General features: G+C 71.5%; 16 protein-coding genes and 1 pseudogene. 10 read left to right on the forward strand and 7 right to left on the reverse strand.

Going from position 1 to position 15,347, the window contains the following annotated elements; genetic code table 11:
- The first annotated feature begins 59 nt into the window (after window positions 1-59).
- Together AC59HU_RS08680 and AC59HU_RS08685 are read left to right on the forward strand one after the other, a co-directional pair.
- Window positions 60-284 carry a DUF3107 domain-containing protein gene (locus AC59HU_RS08680; RefSeq protein ID WP_066040349.1) on the forward strand — a complete coding sequence of 75 codons (225 nt, stop codon included), beginning with the start codon at window positions 60-62 and terminating at the stop codon, window positions 282-284.
- A gap of 10 nt (window positions 285-294) precedes the next feature.
- Window positions 295-594 (forward strand): hypothetical protein, encoded by a 300-nt coding sequence (locus AC59HU_RS08685; protein ID WP_497222987.1) that lies wholly within the window; start codon window positions 295-297, stop codon window positions 592-594.
- Between the two features lie 61 nt (window positions 595-655).
- On the opposite strand, the gene AC59HU_RS08690 is transcribed toward AC59HU_RS08685, so the two are convergent.
- Window positions 656-1,372 (reverse strand): ferritin-like fold-containing protein, encoded by a 717-nt coding sequence (locus AC59HU_RS08690; protein ID WP_497222988.1) that lies wholly within the window; start codon window positions 1,370-1,372, stop codon window positions 656-658.
- 190 nt (window positions 1,373-1,562) lie between these two features.
- On the opposite strand from AC59HU_RS08690, the gene AC59HU_RS08695 reads away from it, so the two are divergent.
- The gene (locus AC59HU_RS08695) at window positions 1,563-3,098 is read left to right on the forward strand and encodes a DEAD/DEAH box helicase (protein ID WP_497222989.1); all 1,536 of its coding nucleotides are present in this window, start codon (window positions 1,563-1,565) and stop codon (window positions 3,096-3,098) included.
- 124 nt (window positions 3,099-3,222) lie between these two features.
- Here the strand turns inward: AC59HU_RS08695 and AC59HU_RS08700 are convergent, their stop codons facing one another.
- Window positions 3,223-4,095, reverse strand: coding sequence for a PHP domain-containing protein (locus AC59HU_RS08700; protein WP_497222990.1), 873 nt, complete (start codon window positions 4,093-4,095; stop codon window positions 3,223-3,225).
- Between the two features lie 88 nt (window positions 4,096-4,183).
- Between AC59HU_RS08700 and AC59HU_RS08705 the strand changes: the two genes are divergently transcribed.
- Window positions 4,184-5,659: an aminopeptidase P family protein gene (locus tag AC59HU_RS08705; RefSeq protein WP_497222991.1), complete on the forward strand. Its 1,476-nt coding sequence runs from the start codon at window positions 4,184-4,186 to the stop codon at window positions 5,657-5,659.
- 21 nt (window positions 5,660-5,680) lie between these two features.
- Here the strand turns inward: AC59HU_RS08705 and AC59HU_RS08710 are convergent, their stop codons facing one another.
- Window positions 5,681-6,178, reverse strand: coding sequence for a YflT domain-containing protein (locus AC59HU_RS08710; RefSeq protein ID WP_497222992.1), 498 nt, complete (start codon window positions 6,176-6,178; stop codon window positions 5,681-5,683).
- A gap of 83 nt (window positions 6,179-6,261) precedes the next feature.
- Here AC59HU_RS08710 and AC59HU_RS08715 point away from each other — a divergent pair, with 83 nt between their 5' ends.
- From AC59HU_RS08715 to AC59HU_RS08730, 4 genes are read left to right on the forward strand one after another with little or no spacing between them, the layout of a single operon-like run.
- Window positions 6,262-7,602, forward strand: coding sequence for a magnesium transporter MgtE N-terminal domain-containing protein (locus AC59HU_RS08715; RefSeq protein ID WP_497222993.1), 1,341 nt, complete (start codon window positions 6,262-6,264; stop codon window positions 7,600-7,602).
- The gene (locus AC59HU_RS08720) at window positions 7,589-8,113 is read left to right on the forward strand and encodes a DUF1003 domain-containing protein (protein ID WP_497222994.1); all 525 of its coding nucleotides are present in this window, start codon (window positions 7,589-7,591) and stop codon (window positions 8,111-8,113) included. Before AC59HU_RS08715 ends, AC59HU_RS08720 begins: the two co-directional genes overlap by 14 nt.
- On the forward strand, window positions 8,110-9,300 hold the full coding sequence (locus AC59HU_RS08725; RefSeq protein ID WP_497222995.1) for a P-loop NTPase: 1,191 nt from the start codon (window positions 8,110-8,112) through the stop codon (window positions 9,298-9,300). The genes AC59HU_RS08720 and AC59HU_RS08725 overlap by 4 nt, the downstream gene beginning before the upstream one ends.
- A complete protein-coding gene (locus AC59HU_RS08730) occupies window positions 9,297-10,289 on the forward strand; it encodes a hypothetical protein (protein ID WP_497222996.1) in 993 nt (330 codons plus the stop codon). Before AC59HU_RS08725 ends, AC59HU_RS08730 begins: the two co-directional genes overlap by 4 nt.
- A gap of 270 nt (window positions 10,290-10,559) precedes the next feature.
- Here the strand turns inward: AC59HU_RS08730 and AC59HU_RS08735 are convergent.
- A pseudogene (locus tag AC59HU_RS08735) lies at window positions 10,560-10,811 on the reverse strand (twin-arginine translocase TatA/TatE family subunit); the annotation flags it as partial.
- A gap of 72 nt (window positions 10,812-10,883) precedes the next feature.
- Here AC59HU_RS08735 and AC59HU_RS08740 point away from each other — a divergent pair.
- Window positions 10,884-11,516, forward strand: coding sequence for an O-methyltransferase (locus tag AC59HU_RS08740; protein WP_497222997.1), 633 nt, complete (start codon window positions 10,884-10,886; stop codon window positions 11,514-11,516).
- 133 nt (window positions 11,517-11,649) lie between these two features.
- Here the strand turns inward: AC59HU_RS08740 and AC59HU_RS08745 are convergent, their stop codons facing one another.
- The 3 genes from AC59HU_RS08745 to dapE all read right to left on the reverse strand — a co-directional run bounded on the left by AC59HU_RS08745 (window position 11,650) and on the right by dapE (window position 14,281).
- Window positions 11,650-11,823 carry a DUF3117 domain-containing protein gene (locus AC59HU_RS08745; protein WP_084361480.1) on the reverse strand — a complete coding sequence of 58 codons (174 nt, stop codon included), beginning with the start codon at window positions 11,821-11,823 and terminating at the stop codon, window positions 11,650-11,652.
- 70 nt (window positions 11,824-11,893) lie between these two features.
- Window positions 11,894-13,114, reverse strand: coding sequence for a mannosyltransferase family protein (locus AC59HU_RS08750; RefSeq protein ID WP_497222998.1), 1,221 nt, complete (start codon window positions 13,112-13,114; stop codon window positions 11,894-11,896).
- A gap of 3 nt (window positions 13,115-13,117) precedes the next feature.
- Window positions 13,118-14,281: a succinyl-diaminopimelate desuccinylase gene (dapE, locus tag AC59HU_RS08755; protein ID WP_497222999.1), complete on the reverse strand. Its 1,164-nt coding sequence runs from the start codon at window positions 14,279-14,281 to the stop codon at window positions 13,118-13,120.
- A 39-nt stretch (window positions 14,282-14,320) separates the two neighbouring features.
- On the opposite strand from dapE, the gene dapD reads away from it, so the two are divergent.
- Window positions 14,321-15,280, forward strand: coding sequence for a 2,3,4,5-tetrahydropyridine-2,6-dicarboxylate N-succinyltransferase (gene dapD, locus AC59HU_RS08760; RefSeq protein WP_497223000.1), 960 nt, complete (start codon window positions 14,321-14,323; stop codon window positions 15,278-15,280).
- Window positions 15,281-15,347 lie beyond the last annotated feature (67 nt).

Genomic DNA, 15,347 nt, shown 5'->3' on the forward strand with positions numbered 1-15,347 from the left:
GGTGCCGTAACCTGAAGCTGTGATCGTGACATCGATCACGTGACGTGAAAGGCACACTGATGGACATTCGTATCGGCATCGCCAACTCGCCCCGTGAGCTCAACTTCGAGTCGAGCCAGTCCCCCGCCGACATCGAGCAGCTCGTCTCCGAGGCCCTCTCGGGTTCGGGCAGCCACCTCTCCCTGAAGGACAACAAGGGCAAGCTCTACGTCGTGCCCCTGGCCTCGCTCGCCTACGTCGAGATCGGCTCCGAGGAGTCGCGTCGCGTCGGCTTCGTCGGCTAGCCTCGCAGCCATGGAACTCCTGTTCATCACCCTCGGCGGCGTCATCCTGGGCCTTCTCGCCCGGTACCTGCTGCCGAACCGCGACCGTCACGGCGTGGTCCTGATCCCTGCGATCGGGGCCGCCGTGTCGGCGGTCGTCTGGGTCGGGCTCACCTGGCTCGGCTGGGCGTGGGACGGTGGGTGGATCTGGGTGGTCACCCTGGTCGTCACCGGCATCGCGGTCGTCGTCGCCGACATCCTGATCGGCCGCGCGCGCAAGACCCACGACGCCGAGCGCCTGCAGCTGCTGCTCTCGGGCCGCGCGGCCTGAGCCGCACCGCCCGACCGGATCTGCCTGACCCGCTCTGCCTGACCGCCTGACCGGCCCCGCCTCAGGCGGTCAGCCCGAGCCGGTCCATCCGTCGCGTGTGCGACGCGATCATCTCGGTGAACACCGGCTCGATCCGCTGCTCGTCCGACTCCGGGTTGCCGGTGAGATGGATGGCCGACCGGGCCACCAGGAGGGTGTCGCCGACCACGCGTCGGCCCCACATCGCCAGCCGTGAGCCGAGCACCGCATCCGCGTCGATCGCCTCGCTCAGGATGCCGATGATCGCCGTGCGACCGGTCTCCGCATCCAGGATCTTCGCGCACCGCGGCCCGATGTCGCCGGGCAGCCCCGCCGCGAGCAGCGTGAAGAAGTCGTCGAGGATCCCGGCGGTGAGGTACACGCTCGCGAGCTGCTCGTACCAGTCGGCTCCCTTGACCAGGGCGCGGTAGCGGTCGATGCCCGCGGTGAAGGGCTCGATCACCTCGGCCGGCGTCTCGACCCGGCGGCGGATCTCGGCGACCAGCCGCTCGTGCTTGTCCAGCGCCTGCGTCGCCGCGGGGGCGAGGGCCTGCTTCGCGGCGACCGTGGGGGCGGAACCGATCGCGTCCGAGAGCTCCTCGAAGATCGCGAGCTGCACGTAGGCGACCTGCCCCAGATAGGGCAGCACCTCCGGCGTGAGCTCGGCGAGATTGACCTTCGGATAGTCGGCGGTGTTCTCCCGGGGCTTCAGCCGCGGGATGTCGATGCGCACCTTCGGGCGGCGGAGGAATCCGAACACGACGCCAATCCTATCCGCGCGTCGGGGGCCGCCTCCGACACCGCATGACGCTCCGTCGACTAAACTCGGGACGGGCCCTGACGAAACTCGGGGCAATCGCCGCCGCCCGACGCCATCGTCGGATGTCGCTCGCACTCGTCCGAGCACCGTTCCTCTCCGGCGGCCACGTCCTTTACGACAGGTATCCATAGTGACTTTCAGTGAACTCAACATCGACCAGGACATGGTCGACGCCCTCGCAGCCAAGGGCATCCTCGAACCCTTCCCGATCCAGGAGCAGACGATCCCGCTCGCGCTCGACGGGCAGGACATCATCGGCCAGGCCAAGACCGGCACCGGCAAGACCTTCGGCTTCGGCCTCCCCCTGATCCAGCGCCTCGGCCTCGACCCGGCGCCGGGCGTCAAGGCGCTCGTCGTCGTGCCGACCCGCGAACTCTGCGTGCAGGTCACCGAAGACCTCGAGATCGCCGCGGGCAACCGCCCCACCAAGATCGTCTCGATCTACGGCGGGAAGGCCTACGAGGGCCAGATCGAGCAGATCAAGGCCGGCGCGCAGATCGTGGTCGGCACCCCGGGCCGTCTGCTCGACCTCGCCGGTCAGCGCCTGCTGAACCTCGGCGCGGTGCAGGAGATGGTGCTCGACGAGGCCGACAAGATGCTCGACCTCGGCTTCCTGGCCGACATCGAGAAGCTGTTCGCGCAGACGCCCGCGACCCGCCACACCATGCTCTTCTCGGCCACGATGCCCGGCCCGATCGTCGCGCTGGCCCGCCGGTTCATGAACCGCCCGATCCACATCCGGGCGACCGACCCCGACGAGGGCCTCACCCAGGCGAACATCAAGCACCTCGTCTACCGCGCGCACAACATGGACAAGGACGAGGTGATCTCGCGCATCCTGCAGGCCGACGGCCGCGGCAAGACCGTGATCTTCACCCGCACCAAGCGCGCCGCCGCGAAGCTGGTCGAAGAGCTGAACGACCGCGGCTTCAACGCCGCCGCCGTGCACGGCGACCTGAACCAGGAGCAGCGCGAGCGCGCGATGGCGGCCTTCAAAGCCGGCAAGAAGGACATCCTGATCGCCACCGACGTGGCAGCCCGTGGCATCGACGTCGACGACGTCACCCACGTGATCAACCACACGATCCCGGATGACGACAAGACGTACCTGCACCGCGCCGGCCGCACGGGTCGCGCCGGCAAGACCGGGATCGCGGTCACCTTCGTCGACTGGGACGACCTGCACAAGTGGGCCCTGATCAACCGCGCCCTCGAGTTCGGCCAGCCCGAGCCGACCGAGACCTACTCCTCGTCGCCGCACCTCTACACCGATCTCGACATCCCCGAGGGCACGCGCGGTCGTCTGAAGCCCGCGAGCCCGAAGGCCGCCGACTCCGGGGCCGGCTCGCGCGGCGAGCGCTCCGACCGGGGCGACCGCGGTGACCGTGGTGACCGCTCCGGCGGCCGCGGTGGGGCTTCGGGCAGCGGTTCGAGCGAGTCGCGTCCGCCGCGCAGCCGCAACCGCAGCCGCACGCGCACCGACGGCTCCTCGGCAGCCGGTTCGGCGTCGACCCCCGCCGCCTCGGGCGAGTCGGCCGTCACCGGCGACACCGCCGTGGCCACCGAGTCGACCTCGACCGGGGGCGGCTCCGAGCACCACGACGGCAACAGCGCCCCGCGCCGCCGCAGCCGTTCGCGCCGCCGGGGCCCGCGCCCGACCGAGTAGCCGCGGCCGAAGCGGACCATGACGAGGACCGACGCCCATCCGGGTGCCGGTCCTCGTCGCATTCGGCGACCTCCGACCCGCGTCGGTCTCGCGGTCTCGGGCCGGTCCAGCCGGTCCGGCCGGCTCAGCCGCCGTAGACCGGGCTCCAGCCCGTGCCGCGCGTGATCAGCGCCTCCAGCACCTCGGGGGCGGTCGTGTTCTCCCCCAGCCGGTTCGGCTTGCCCTCGCCGTGGTAGTCGCTCGAGCCGGTGAGCCGCAGCCCGTGCTCGGCCGCGAGCCGCCGGAGCCGCAGTTTGCCCTCCGGCGTGTTCTCCCGGTGGTCGACCTCCAGGCCGAAGAGCCCGGCCTGGGCGTACTCCGCGAGCCGCGACTCCAGGGCCACGTCGGTGCGGCTGCGGGTCGCAGGATGCGCGATGACGGGCACCCCGCCCGCCGCGACCACGAGACGGATGGCGTCCAGCGGATCCGGGGCGTAGTGCGGCTGGTAGTACCCGGCCTGCCAGTGCAGGATGCCGGCGAAGGCCTCGCCGCGGTCGTGCGCCAGCCCGTTGGCCACCAGGGCGTCGGCGATGTGGGGGCGGCCCACGGTCGCGCCGGGCTCGGTCTGGGCGAGCACGTCGTCCCAGTGCAGCGCGTAGTCCTTCGAGATGCGCGCGACCATGTCCTCGGCGCGCTGCAGCCGGGCCTGGCGGATGCGGGTCGTCTCCGCGAGCAGGGCCGGGTCGGCCGGGTCGATCAGGTAGGCGAGGAGGTGCACGCTCGCCCAGCCAAGCCGAGTCGACAGCTCCATGCCCGGAATGAGCGTGATGCCGTTCTCGACGGCGGCCTCGGAGGCCTCGGCCCAGCCTCCGGTCGAGTCGTGGTCGGTGATCGCCAGGGTGCCGAGCCCGGCGGCAGCGGCCGCCCGCACGAGGTCGCCCGGCGTCTCCGTGCCGTCGGAGACCCTGCTGTGCGTGTGCAGATCGATCGGCTCCCGGAATAGCCGATCGGAAGACATCCCCCAATCGTACCCAGTCGGCGCGCCCCCGCTTCCCCTCGGGCCGCACTCACAGAGGCGCACCCGATCCGGGGTGGAGAATGGAGGCATGGCAGAGACATCCGCATCGACCACCGCCGACCCCTCGGTCACCGAGGCACCCGAACCCCGGGCCACGAGCAACCGCTCCACCACCCCCGGCTCCGACGCCTTCCGCGACTACATCGCCAGCGGCTGGGCCGAGCGCGACGACGTGCTGCCCGAACCCCGCGAGCAGGCCGCCTTCGCCGCCCGCCGTCGGGCACGCGTCTCCGAGGCGCACTCCGGCAAGCGCCTGATCGTGCCCTCGGGCGCCCCGAAGCAGCGCTCCAACGACACCGACTACCCCTACCGCGCGCACTCCGCCTTCTCCTACCTCACCGGTTGGGGGTCCGACTCCGAGCCGGGCGCCTTCCTCGTCTTCGAGCCCGCCGGCCCGACCGGCCACGACGTCACCCTCTACTTCCGGGAGCGCGCCGGCCGCGACTCGGACGAGTTCTACGCCAACCCCGAGATCGGCGAGTTCTGGATCGGGGCGCGCCCGTCGCTGGCCCAGGTCGCCGCCGACCTCGGCATCGCGACCCGCGGCATCTCCGACTTCGAGTCGGTCGTCTTCGACGACGACACCCTCGTCGTGCGCGAGGCGGCGCCCGAGCTGCCCGCCGGGGCCCACGAGCCGGCCGACGCCGACTTCGAGCGCTTCCTCTCCGAGCAGCGCCTGGTGAAGGATGCCTACGAGCTCGAGCAGATGCGCCGGGCCGTCGCCGCGACCGCCCGCGGCTTCGACGACGTGATCGCCGACTTCCCCCGCAGCTCCGCCGCCCCCCGCGGCGAGCGGCTGGTCGAGGGCGTGTTCAACACCCGGGCGCGGCTGGACGGCAACACGGTCGGCTACGACACGATCGCGGCCTCGGGACCGCACGCGTGCATCCTGCACTGGACCAGGAACGACGGCCCCGTCGTCCCCGGCGACCTGATCTTGATCGACGCCGGCGTCGAGCTCGACAGCTACTACACGGCCGACATCACCCGCACGATCCCGGTCGACGGACGCTTCACCGAGGTGCAGCGCCGGGTCTACGAGGCCGTGCGCGAGGCGGCGGATGCGGCGTTCGCGATCGTGCGTCCGGGCATCCGGTTCCGCGAGATCCACCAGACCGCGATGGCGGTCATCGCTCGGCGCACCGCCGAGTGGGGGCTGCTCCCGGTCACTGCCGAGGAGGCGATGGAGCCCGACAACCAGCAGCACCGCCGGTACATGGTGCATGGAACCAGCCACCACCTCGGCATCGACGTGCACGACTGCGCGAAGGCCCGCCGGGAGCTGTACCTGGACGGCGTGCTCGAGGAGGGCATGGTCTTCACGATCGAGCCGGGACTCTACTTCCAGCCCGACGACCTGACCGTCCCCGCCGAGATGCGCGGCATCGGGGTGCGGATCGAGGACGACATCGTCGTCACCGCCGACGGGGCCGAGAACCTCTCGGCGGGCATCCCCCGCACCGCCGACGAGGTCGAGGAATGGTACGCGCGGCTGAACGCCTGAGCCGGGCGCCCAGCCCGGACCTCAGCGCTCGGCGCCGCCGTCGAGCAGGTTGCGGGCCCGGTTCGCAAGCTCCGGCGTCACGATGAGGGCGTAGGAGCTCGCGACCACCTGCATCACCGAGGTGTAGTCGCGGCGTCGCCGATTGAGGCTGTAGACCACGATGTTGAAGAACATGCCGAACCCGGCGCCGATCAGCGCGGCGGCGCCCAAGAACAGCGGGGTCGTGGTGGTCGGCGAGATCAGCAGGAACAGCAACCCGAAGAAGATCCCGATCCACACCCCGGAGAGGGCTCCCGCCAGCGCGGCCCGACCATAGCTCAGCGTGCCGGTGACCTGCTCGACGCTCTTCAGGTCGCTGCCGACGATGGAGACCTGCTTGACCGGGAACCCGGCGTGGCCGAGCCGGTCGACGGCGGCCTGCGCCTCCGCGTAGGTCTCGAACCCGGCCACGGTCTCGCCGTGCGGGATGACCGGCACCTGCCGGGGCGCGCGGGAGGGGGAAGAGGGCCGGTCGCTCACTCCCCCATCCTTCCACGGCATCCCACCGGGAGGCGGCCCGTGGCGCCCCGGACCCCCCAGGTCGAAGGTCTAAGTTAGTAGTCGTGAGTGCCACCAGAGTCTTCGTCGCCCGATTGGCGGGGTGCACCGTCTTCGACCCCGCCGGCGACCGGCTCGGCAAGGTCAGGGACGTGCTCGTGGTGTACCGGAAGGACGATCCGCCCCGCGTGGTCGGCCTGATCGTCGAGATCCCGGGTCGCCGTCGTGTCTTCGTCTCGATCGGGCGGGTCACCAGCATCTCCAGTGGTCAGATCATCACGACCGGGCTGATCAACGTGCGCCGTTTCGAGCAGCGCGGCGGCGAGGTCCGCGTCATCGCCGAACTGCTCGGCCGCACGGTCGTCTTCGCCGACGGCTCGGGCCAGGCCACGATCGAGGACGTGTCGATCGAGGAGCACGGTCCCGGCGAGTGGGCCGTGTCGCAGCTGTTCGTGCGCCGCCCCCGCAGCAGCCCCTCCCCCTTCGCCAAGGGCGCCACCGTCTTCGCCGACTGGGGCGACGTCCGCGAGAAGGCCGCCGCGGGCCAGGCCCAGTCGGCCGAGCAGCTCATCGCCACCTACAGCGACCTGAAGCCCGCCGACCTCGCCAGCACCCTGCTCGACCTGCCGCAGGCGCGCATGCTCGAGGTGGCCGAGGAGCTCCCCGACGACCGCCTCGCCGACGTGCTGGAAGAGATGCCGGAGAGCGAGCAGGTCGAGATCCTCGCCCAGCTCGACGACGACCGCGCCGCCGACGTGCTCGACCAGATGCAGCCCGACGACGCCGCCGACCTGATCGCGCAGCTCTCCGAGGAGCGCGGCGAGCACCTCCTCGAGCTGATGCAGCCGGAGGAGGCCGACGACGTCCGCATGCTCCTGGCCTATGCGCCTGACACGGCGGGCGGGCTCATGACGACCGAGCCCATCATCGTCAGCGCCGACGCGACGGTCGCGGAGGGCCTCGCGCTCATCCGCCGGCACGAGCTGGCCCCGGCGCTCGGCGCGGCGATCTGCGTCACCCTGCCCCCGTACGAGCCGCCGACCGGCCGCTTCCTCGGCATGGTGCACTTCCAGCGGATGCTCCGCTACCCGCCGAACGAGCGCCTCGGCACCCTGCTAGACCAGGGTCTCGAGCCGGTGACCGCCGACACCTCCGCGGCGGAGGTCTCCCGCATCCTCGCCAGCTACAACCTCGTCTCCGTCCCGGTCGTCGACGACAACCATCGACTGGTCGGGGTGGTGACCATTGACGACGTCCTCGACTATCTGCTGCCCGACGACTGGCGCAGCAACGACAGTTCCGACGAGGTACGAGAACGCGTGCCGAACCGCGCGGGTGTGCGAACACCCGCGCTCAGCACCCGACTGAACACCCGCGGAAGGAGGACAGGACATGGCACGTCGTAACCCGAGCACCGAGAGCCTCGCTGCTCCGAAGGGCCGCTCCGGCGTGCTCTCACGCCGCGCCCCGGTCGCCAGCCGCGACCGCTTCGGCCGCTTCACGGAGGCGATCGCTCGCGCGATGGGCACCCCGTGGTTCCTGTTCGGCCTCACGCTGTTCTGCCTGATGTGGATCGGCTTCAACACGGTCGCGCCGCAGGAGTGGCGCTTCGACTCGGCCGCGATCGGGTTCACGGCGCTAACCCTCATCCTGTCGCTGCAGGCCTCGTACGCCGCCCCGCTGATCCTCCTGGCCCAGAACCGGCAGGACGACCGCGACCGCGTGCAGTTCGAGCAGGACCGGCAGCGCAGCGAGCGCAACCTGAACGACACCGAGTACCTGGCCCGCGAGGTCGTGGCGTTGCGGCTGGCGCTGCAGGACATGGCGAGCAAGGAGTTCATCCGCGCCGAGCTGCGCGCGCTGCTCGACGAACTCGACCGCGAGAAGCCCGACGCCGGGGAGAAGGCCGAGCGGTGACGGAGGGTTCCCCCGCCGCCGCCCCGCCGCTGGCCGAGGCCGTGCGGGCGGCCCTCGGCCGTGTGATCGACCCCGAGATCCGCCGACCCGTCACCGAACTCGACATGATCGGCGGCGTCGACGTCTCGGCGGCCGGCACCGCCGCGATCGCGCTCAAGCTCACGATCGTCGGCTGCCCGGCGGCCGCGACCATCGAGCGCGACGTGCGGGAGGCCGCCTCCTCCGTCGCGGGCGTCACCGCGGTCGAGGTCGACGTCTCGGTGATGTCCAAGTCCGAGCGGGCGGCGCTCACCGAGCGGCTCCGCGGGCCGGGCGCGCGCACGATGCCCTTCGGGCCCGGCACCCTCACCCGCGTCTACGCCATCACGAGCGGCAAGGGCGGGGTCGGCAAGTCGACCCTCACCGCCAACCTCGCGGTGGCCCTCGCCCGCCGGGGGCTCTCGGTGGGGCTCGTCGACGCCGACGTGCACGGCTTCTCGATCCCGGGCATCCTGGGTCTGGTCGACGCCGACGGCGTGGCCGCACGGCCGACGCGGGTCGACGACATGATCCTCCCGCCGGTCGCGTACGGCGTGAAGGTCATCTCGATCGGCATGTTCATCGACCCCGAGCAGGCCTCCTCCACCGGCGGTGCGGTGGCCTGGCGGGGGCCGATGCTGCACCGCACGATCACCCAGTTCCTCACCGACGTCTGGTTCGGCGACCTCGACGTGCTGCTGCTGGATCTGCCGCCCGGCACCGGAGACGTCGCCATCTCGATCGGCCAGCTGCTGCCGAACGCCGAGGTCGTCGTGCTCACCACGCCCCAGGCCGCCGCCGCCGACGTCGCCGAGCGGTCGGGCCTGGTCGCGATGCAGACCGGCCAGCACGTCTACGGGGTGATCGAGAACATGGCCGGCTTCACCGCACCCGACGGATCGGTCATCGAGCTCTTCGGCTCCGGCGGCGGCGACGAGGTCGCCCGTCGCCTCTCGGCGCGCCAGCAGGAGGCCGGCCGCGGCGACGTCCCGCTCCTCGCCTCCGTGCCCCTCAGCCCCGCCCTGCGCTCCGGCGGCGACGTCGGGATGCCGGTGGTGCTCGCCGACCCCGCCGACCCCGCGGCGATCGCGATCGAGTCGGTCGCCGAACGTCTGGCCACCCGCGGTCGGGGGCTGGCGGGCCTGAAGCTGGGCCTGGCTCCGGTATGAGCCGCCGCGCCGGGGTCGCGGGCCGTCGGGTTCCGACGCTCCTGGCTGCGTCGCTCGCGTCGGCCGTGCTCCTGGCCGCGGTCTCCGGATGCACGGGGCCGGGCAGCGCGGACACCTCGCCGACCGCCTCCCCCGGCATCGCATCCGGCACAGGAGCCGGCACCGCATCCGCGTCCCCTCCCCCCACCGCCGCGCCGGTGGTCGTGGTCGACGGTCTCGGCCTGGCGATCCTGCAGAACCGGCCGGACTACGGCAAGCGCGTCCTCCAGCTCTCCGTCACCAACGAGGGGGCGGAGCCACTGACCGTGACCTCGGCCCGCTTCTCATCACCGCAGTTCGCGAGCGAGGTCTCCTGGTCGCGGCCCACCGAGGTGCCGGCCGGCCTCACGCGCCAGCTCCCGGTGGCGCTGCCGGAGGCGGTGTGCCCGGCGCCGGAGTCCCCCGGCGCGCAGGCGACGCTCGTGGTCACCGTCACCGCCGCATCCGGAAACGCCCGCGAGGTCAGCGCCGTGCCGGCCGACCCCTTCGCGGTCCTGCCGCGGATCGCGCGGGAGGACTGCCTCGACGAGGCGGTCGCGGCGGTCGCGGCGGTGCGGCTCGACGACCAGCTGGAGATCTCCGGCTCGGGGCCCGGGGCGGTGGCCCGCCTGCGACTCGTCGTCGACCCCTCCGCCGGATCGGGCTCGGTGCGTCTCGTGCAGGCCCGCCCGACCATCCTGCTCCAGCCCGCGGCCGGCGGGGTCTGGGCGCTGGACACCCGGGTCGAGAGCGGTGGCGCCCCGCAGGTCGTCACGATCGAGGCGGTCCCCGCGCGCTGCGACCCGCACGCGGTCGCGGAGGACAAGCGCGGCACCTTCCTGCCGGTCGAGGTGGAGCTCGGCGACGGCACGTCGGGCACCATCTCGGTGGCCTCGAGCGACACCCTCAGACTCGCGCTCTACGACTTCATCGCCGACACCTGCGGGTACGGGACGACGCCCCCGCACTGAGTCGCTCTCCTAGGTCGCTTCGGAGTCGTACACCGTCGCGGGAGAGGGTACCGGGGTTTCTTCGGGCACCACGCCGACAACCGCACCCGCGGGGACGCTTACCTCCGGTCCTCCCGCCGATTGCGGCTTGACCGTCGCGGCGCCGGTACCCGCCGTGCCGACGCCTGCCGCACCGACACCCGCTGCCGCCACACCGGCCGCCGGTCGCGTGCGGCTCACAGGCCGCACCGCCGCGCTCCCGGAGCCGGCACCGGCGTCCGAGGTGTCCCCGTCGTCCAGCAGCGCCTCGCGGATGATCCGTCGTGGGTCGTACTGCCGCGGGTCGAGCTTCTTCCAGTCGACCTCGTCGAACTCCGGGCCCATCTCGTCGCGCATCCGGTCTTTGGCGCCGTTGGCCATGTCCCGCACGGTCCGCACGAGCTGGGCGAGCTTCGCCGCGTAGCCGGGCAGACGCTCCGGTCCGAGCACGAAGACCGCGATCACCCCGATCAGCAGCAGCTTCTCGAAGGTCAACCCGAACATCCTGAAATCATACCGCCGCGTGGCAGACGAGCCTGGGCGTCGGCCCTCCCTAAGCTGTCAGAGGAGGCCCACGTGTCAAGCAAAGAGTCCAGTTGGAAGTACGCCGACGACATCGTCGTCGAGTCGCCGCAGATCGTCGCGGCCCGCGCCCACGCGGCCGAGGTCGGCGTCGAATCGATCTCGCCGGCGCTCGGCAGCCAGCTCGCGGTGATCGCCGCCGCCACGAACGCCCGGTCGATCGTCGAGATCGGCACCGGGCTCGGCATCTCCGCGCTCTGGATGCTGAAGGGCGCACCCGAGGCGACGATCACCTCCATCGACACCGAGCTCGAGCACCAGCAGATCGCCCGCGCGGCGCTGCTGGACGCGAAGGTGCCGGCCAACCGCATCCGTCTGATCACCGGCCGCGCCGCCGAGGTGCTGCCGCGGCTGAACGAGAACTCCTACGACCTCGTGCTCGTCGACGCCGACCCGGAGTCCGTGATCGAGTACGTCGAACACGCCCTCCGGCTCGTGCGCCGCGGCGGAACCGTGCTGGTGCCGCACGCGCTCTGGAAGGACAAGGTCGCCGACCCCGCCCAGCGCGGAGACACGATCGGCGACTTCCGCACCCTCGCGAACGAGTTCTCGGCGTCGGACGCGGTGCTCGTCGCGCTCTCCCCCGCCGGCGACGGACTGCTCCAGGTCACCAAGCTCGCGCTCTGAGCGTCCGCCGGCACAGCCGTCATGCCGAGAAAGCCGGCTCGCCGAGACCGCCGACACGACAGACCAGCGGCCCCCACCGGATGACTCCGTGGGGGCCGCTGCTCCGTCCGTACCGGACAGGTCGCTCCGCAGACTAGGCGGGGCTGACCACTCCGGCGAGGGCGTCGTGAAGCTCTTTCGCCTCCGCGTCATTGACGGAGACGACGAGGCGCCCCCCGCCCTCCAGCGGTACTCGCACGATGATGAGGCGTCCTTCTTTCACTGCCTCCATCGGTCCGTCTCCGGTCCTGGGTTTCATGGCGGCCATTCGGCTCCCCTTTCGTGGTGTGATCTCCATTATCCCCGATGCGGATGGCCCGGTGAAACCGGGGCCCCGATCACGGGGGCGTCCAGTCGCGTCCGTCCACTCCCCAGGCGATCGCCATCCAGCCGACCTGCCCGGCGATGCCGACGACGACGAGCCCGACCCGGTAGATCCGTGAACGCGGCACCGCCAGGGCGCCGAGGGCGGGGAACAGGGGCATCAGCAGACGGAACGTGCTGGACTGCGGGAAGAACACGGCGAGCAGATAGATCGCGTAGCTCGCGAGCCAGAACCGCAGGTCGGGCCCGAGACGCTTGACCGGGCGGATGAACAGGAACGCCGCGAATCCGACGATGAGGAGCACCACGGCGATCACGCCCCACGGCTGGCCGAGCCACCAGGTGCCGCCCTGGAACCAGGCGGTGAACGGCACCAGCTCGCCCCAGCCGATGTACGAGGAGCGCCAGGCGAGCTCGGTGTCGGTGTAGGCGGTCGGCGACCCGGTCGCGATCCAGGCGATCACCGGCCAGGCGAAACCCATGGCGGCGGTGAACAGGCCCAGGAGCACGGATTCGATCCGCTCGCGGACGGGATAGGGGTCGCGGGCGCGGGTCAGGTACCGGTACACGACGTGGAAGGCCAGGAACAGCGCGAAGGCGAGCCCGGACGGACGGGTCAGCGCCATCACGGCCACCACCGGGAAGGCCCAGAGGTAGCGCCGGGTCACCACCAGGTAGAGGGCGGCGACGAGCAGGAGCAGCCCCATCGACTCCGCGTAGGCGAACTGGAACAGGGGCGAGAGCGGAGCCACACAGAACAGCACGACGCTGAACAGGGCCGTGCCGCGGTTCTTCAGCACATGGTCCATCAGCTTGTAGAACACCAGGGCCGCGCCGAGGGCGCAAGCCAGCGAGACGACCACGGCGACCAGTTCCCAGCGCAGCCCCGTCGCCCACCGCAACGCCCCCACGAGGAAGGGGAAGCCCGGCATGAACGCCCAGGCGCTCTCGCCGACGTGCCCGTCGGCGGTCAGCGGCAGCGTCGAGGGATAGCCGTAGAACGAGATGATCTTGTACCAGTTGCCGTCCCAGATCGCGGCGTAGCTGAGGTACGGCGGATTCGCGCCCGTCCACGGGTTCGGCCCCTGCGCGCGCGAGAACAGCAGCACGATCACGGTCGTGACGACCCGGGAGAGCGCGAAGACCACGATGACGCTGAGCCACCACGGCAGCATCCCCAGTCGGGTCGTCGGCGCGGCCGGGGCCACCGGCAGCGCCTCCGCCTCGCGCGTCACCCCTCAGACGCCGTCGGGGAGTGCGCCGTCAGGGAGTGCGCCGTCAGGGAGTGCGCCGCCGGCCGGGAGCTCTGCGCCGGTCAGCCACGCCCGCAGGCCCGCCTCGCACTCGCCGATCTGGCTGACCAGCACCCGCTCGTCGTCGGCGTGCGCCTTCAGTGGGTCGCCGGGCCCGTAGTTGACGGCCGGCACCCCCATCGCCGAGAACCGGGCGACGTCGGTCCAGCCGTACTTCGGTAGCGCGACGCCGCCGACCGCGGCCTGGAAGCGCTGGGCCAGCGGGGCGTCGAGCCCGGGGCGGGCGCCCTCGGCCAGGTCGACGATCGTGACGTCGTAGTCCGGGAACAGCTCGTGGATGTGCGCGACCGCCTCCTCGCCCGACCGGCTGGGCGCAAAGCGGTAGTTGACGTGCACCATGACCTCGTCCGGGATCACGTTGCCCGCGATGCCGCCGGTCACGCCCACGGCGTTCAGGCCCTCGCGGTAGACGAGCCCGTCGACCTCGACCTCTCGGGCCTGGTAGGCCGCGAGCGTGTCGAGGATGGGGGCGGCCTTGTGGATGGCGTTGTCGCCGACCCAGCTGCGTGCCGAGTGCGAGCGCAGCCCGTAGGCGCGGATCTCGGCGCGCAGGTTGCCGTTGCAGCCGCCCTCGATCCGGCTGTTGCTCGGCTCGCCCAGGATCGCGAAGTCGCCCGCGAACAGGTCGGGGCGGTTGCGGGCGAGCCGGGTCAGCCCGTTGAGCTCGTTCGAGACCTCTTCGTGGTCGTACCACATCCAGGTGATGTCGACCGCGGGCTCGACCAGCTCGGCGGCGAGCTTCAGCTGCACGGCCACGCCGGCCTTCATGTCGACCGTGCCGCGGCCCCAGAGGTACTCGGCCCCGTCGATCTGCTCGTACCGGGTCGGCAGGTTGTCGTTCAGCGGCACGGTGTCGATGTGCCCCGCGATCACGACCCGCTCGGCCCGGCCGAGGTGCGTGCGCGCCACGATCGTGTCGCCGTCGCGGATGATCTCCAGGTGCGAGCTCCCGGCGAGGGCGGCGACGATCGCGTCGGCGATCAGCGTCTCGTCCCCGGACACGGACTCGATGTCGCAGAGCTGCTGGGTGAGCTCCGTCGACGAGACGCTGAGATCGAGAACCGGATGCGCGGGGTCGAAACGAGGCATTCCCCAAGTTTAGGGTTCGGCGCACAATACGCTTGTGTCATGGCTGAAGAAGTACTGAACACGCCCACGCACGCCTGGGGCGCCGGGCTCGCGACGATCTCCTCCGACGGCACGGTGCTCGACACCTGGTTCCCGTCGCCCGCCCTGGGGCGGCTGCCCGAGTCGGGCGCGGCGACCGAGGGCCTCCGCGCGCACGCGATCCCGGATGCACGCCGCGCGGTCACCGTCGAGGTCACGACGGTCGAGATCGAGCTGGCTACTCCCCCGCAGTCCACGTCGGACGCGTATCTCCGGCTGCACCTGCTGTCGCACCTCCTCGTCGCGCCCAACACGATCTCCCTCGAGGGCATCTTCGGCCACCTGCCGATCGTGGTCTGGACGAACGCGGGCCCCGTGCATCCGGACGACTTCGACCGGCTGCGGCCCACGCTCCAGCGCGAGGGCATCCAGGCCTACGGCATCGACAAGTTCCCGCGCCTGCTCGACTACGTCACCCCGCCGAAGGTGCGGATCGCCGACTCCTCCCGGGTGCGCCTCGGTGCGCACCTGGCGCCGGGCACCACCGTGATGCACGAGGGCTTCGTCAACTTCAACGCCGGCACGATCGGCACCTCGATGGTCGAGGGCCGCATCTCGCAGGGCGTGGTCGTCGGCGACGGCTCGGACATCGGCGGCGGCGCCTCGATCATGGGCACGCTCTCGGGCGGCGGCACGCAGCGGGTGTCGATCGGCCGCCGGGCCCTGCTCGGCGCCAACGCCGGCATCGGCATCTCGATCGGCGACGACACCGTCGTCGAGGCGGGCCTCTACGTCACGGCCGGTACGAAGGTCGTTCTGATCGACGGCAGCGGCGCCGACGACGAGAACCGGATCGTCAAGGCGGTCGAGCTCTCCGGTGTGCCGAACCTGCTCTTCCGCCGCAACTCGCTGACGGGCGCCGTCGAGGCGGTCGCCCGCTCGGGCTCCGGCATCACCCTGAACGCGGCCCTGCACGCCTGACCGACTGTCCGCGACCCGTCAGTTGTCGTCGCCATTCGCAGGGCGAAGCGACGACAACTGACGGGTC

The organism is Herbiconiux sp. 320_LB (assembly GCF_059691755.1).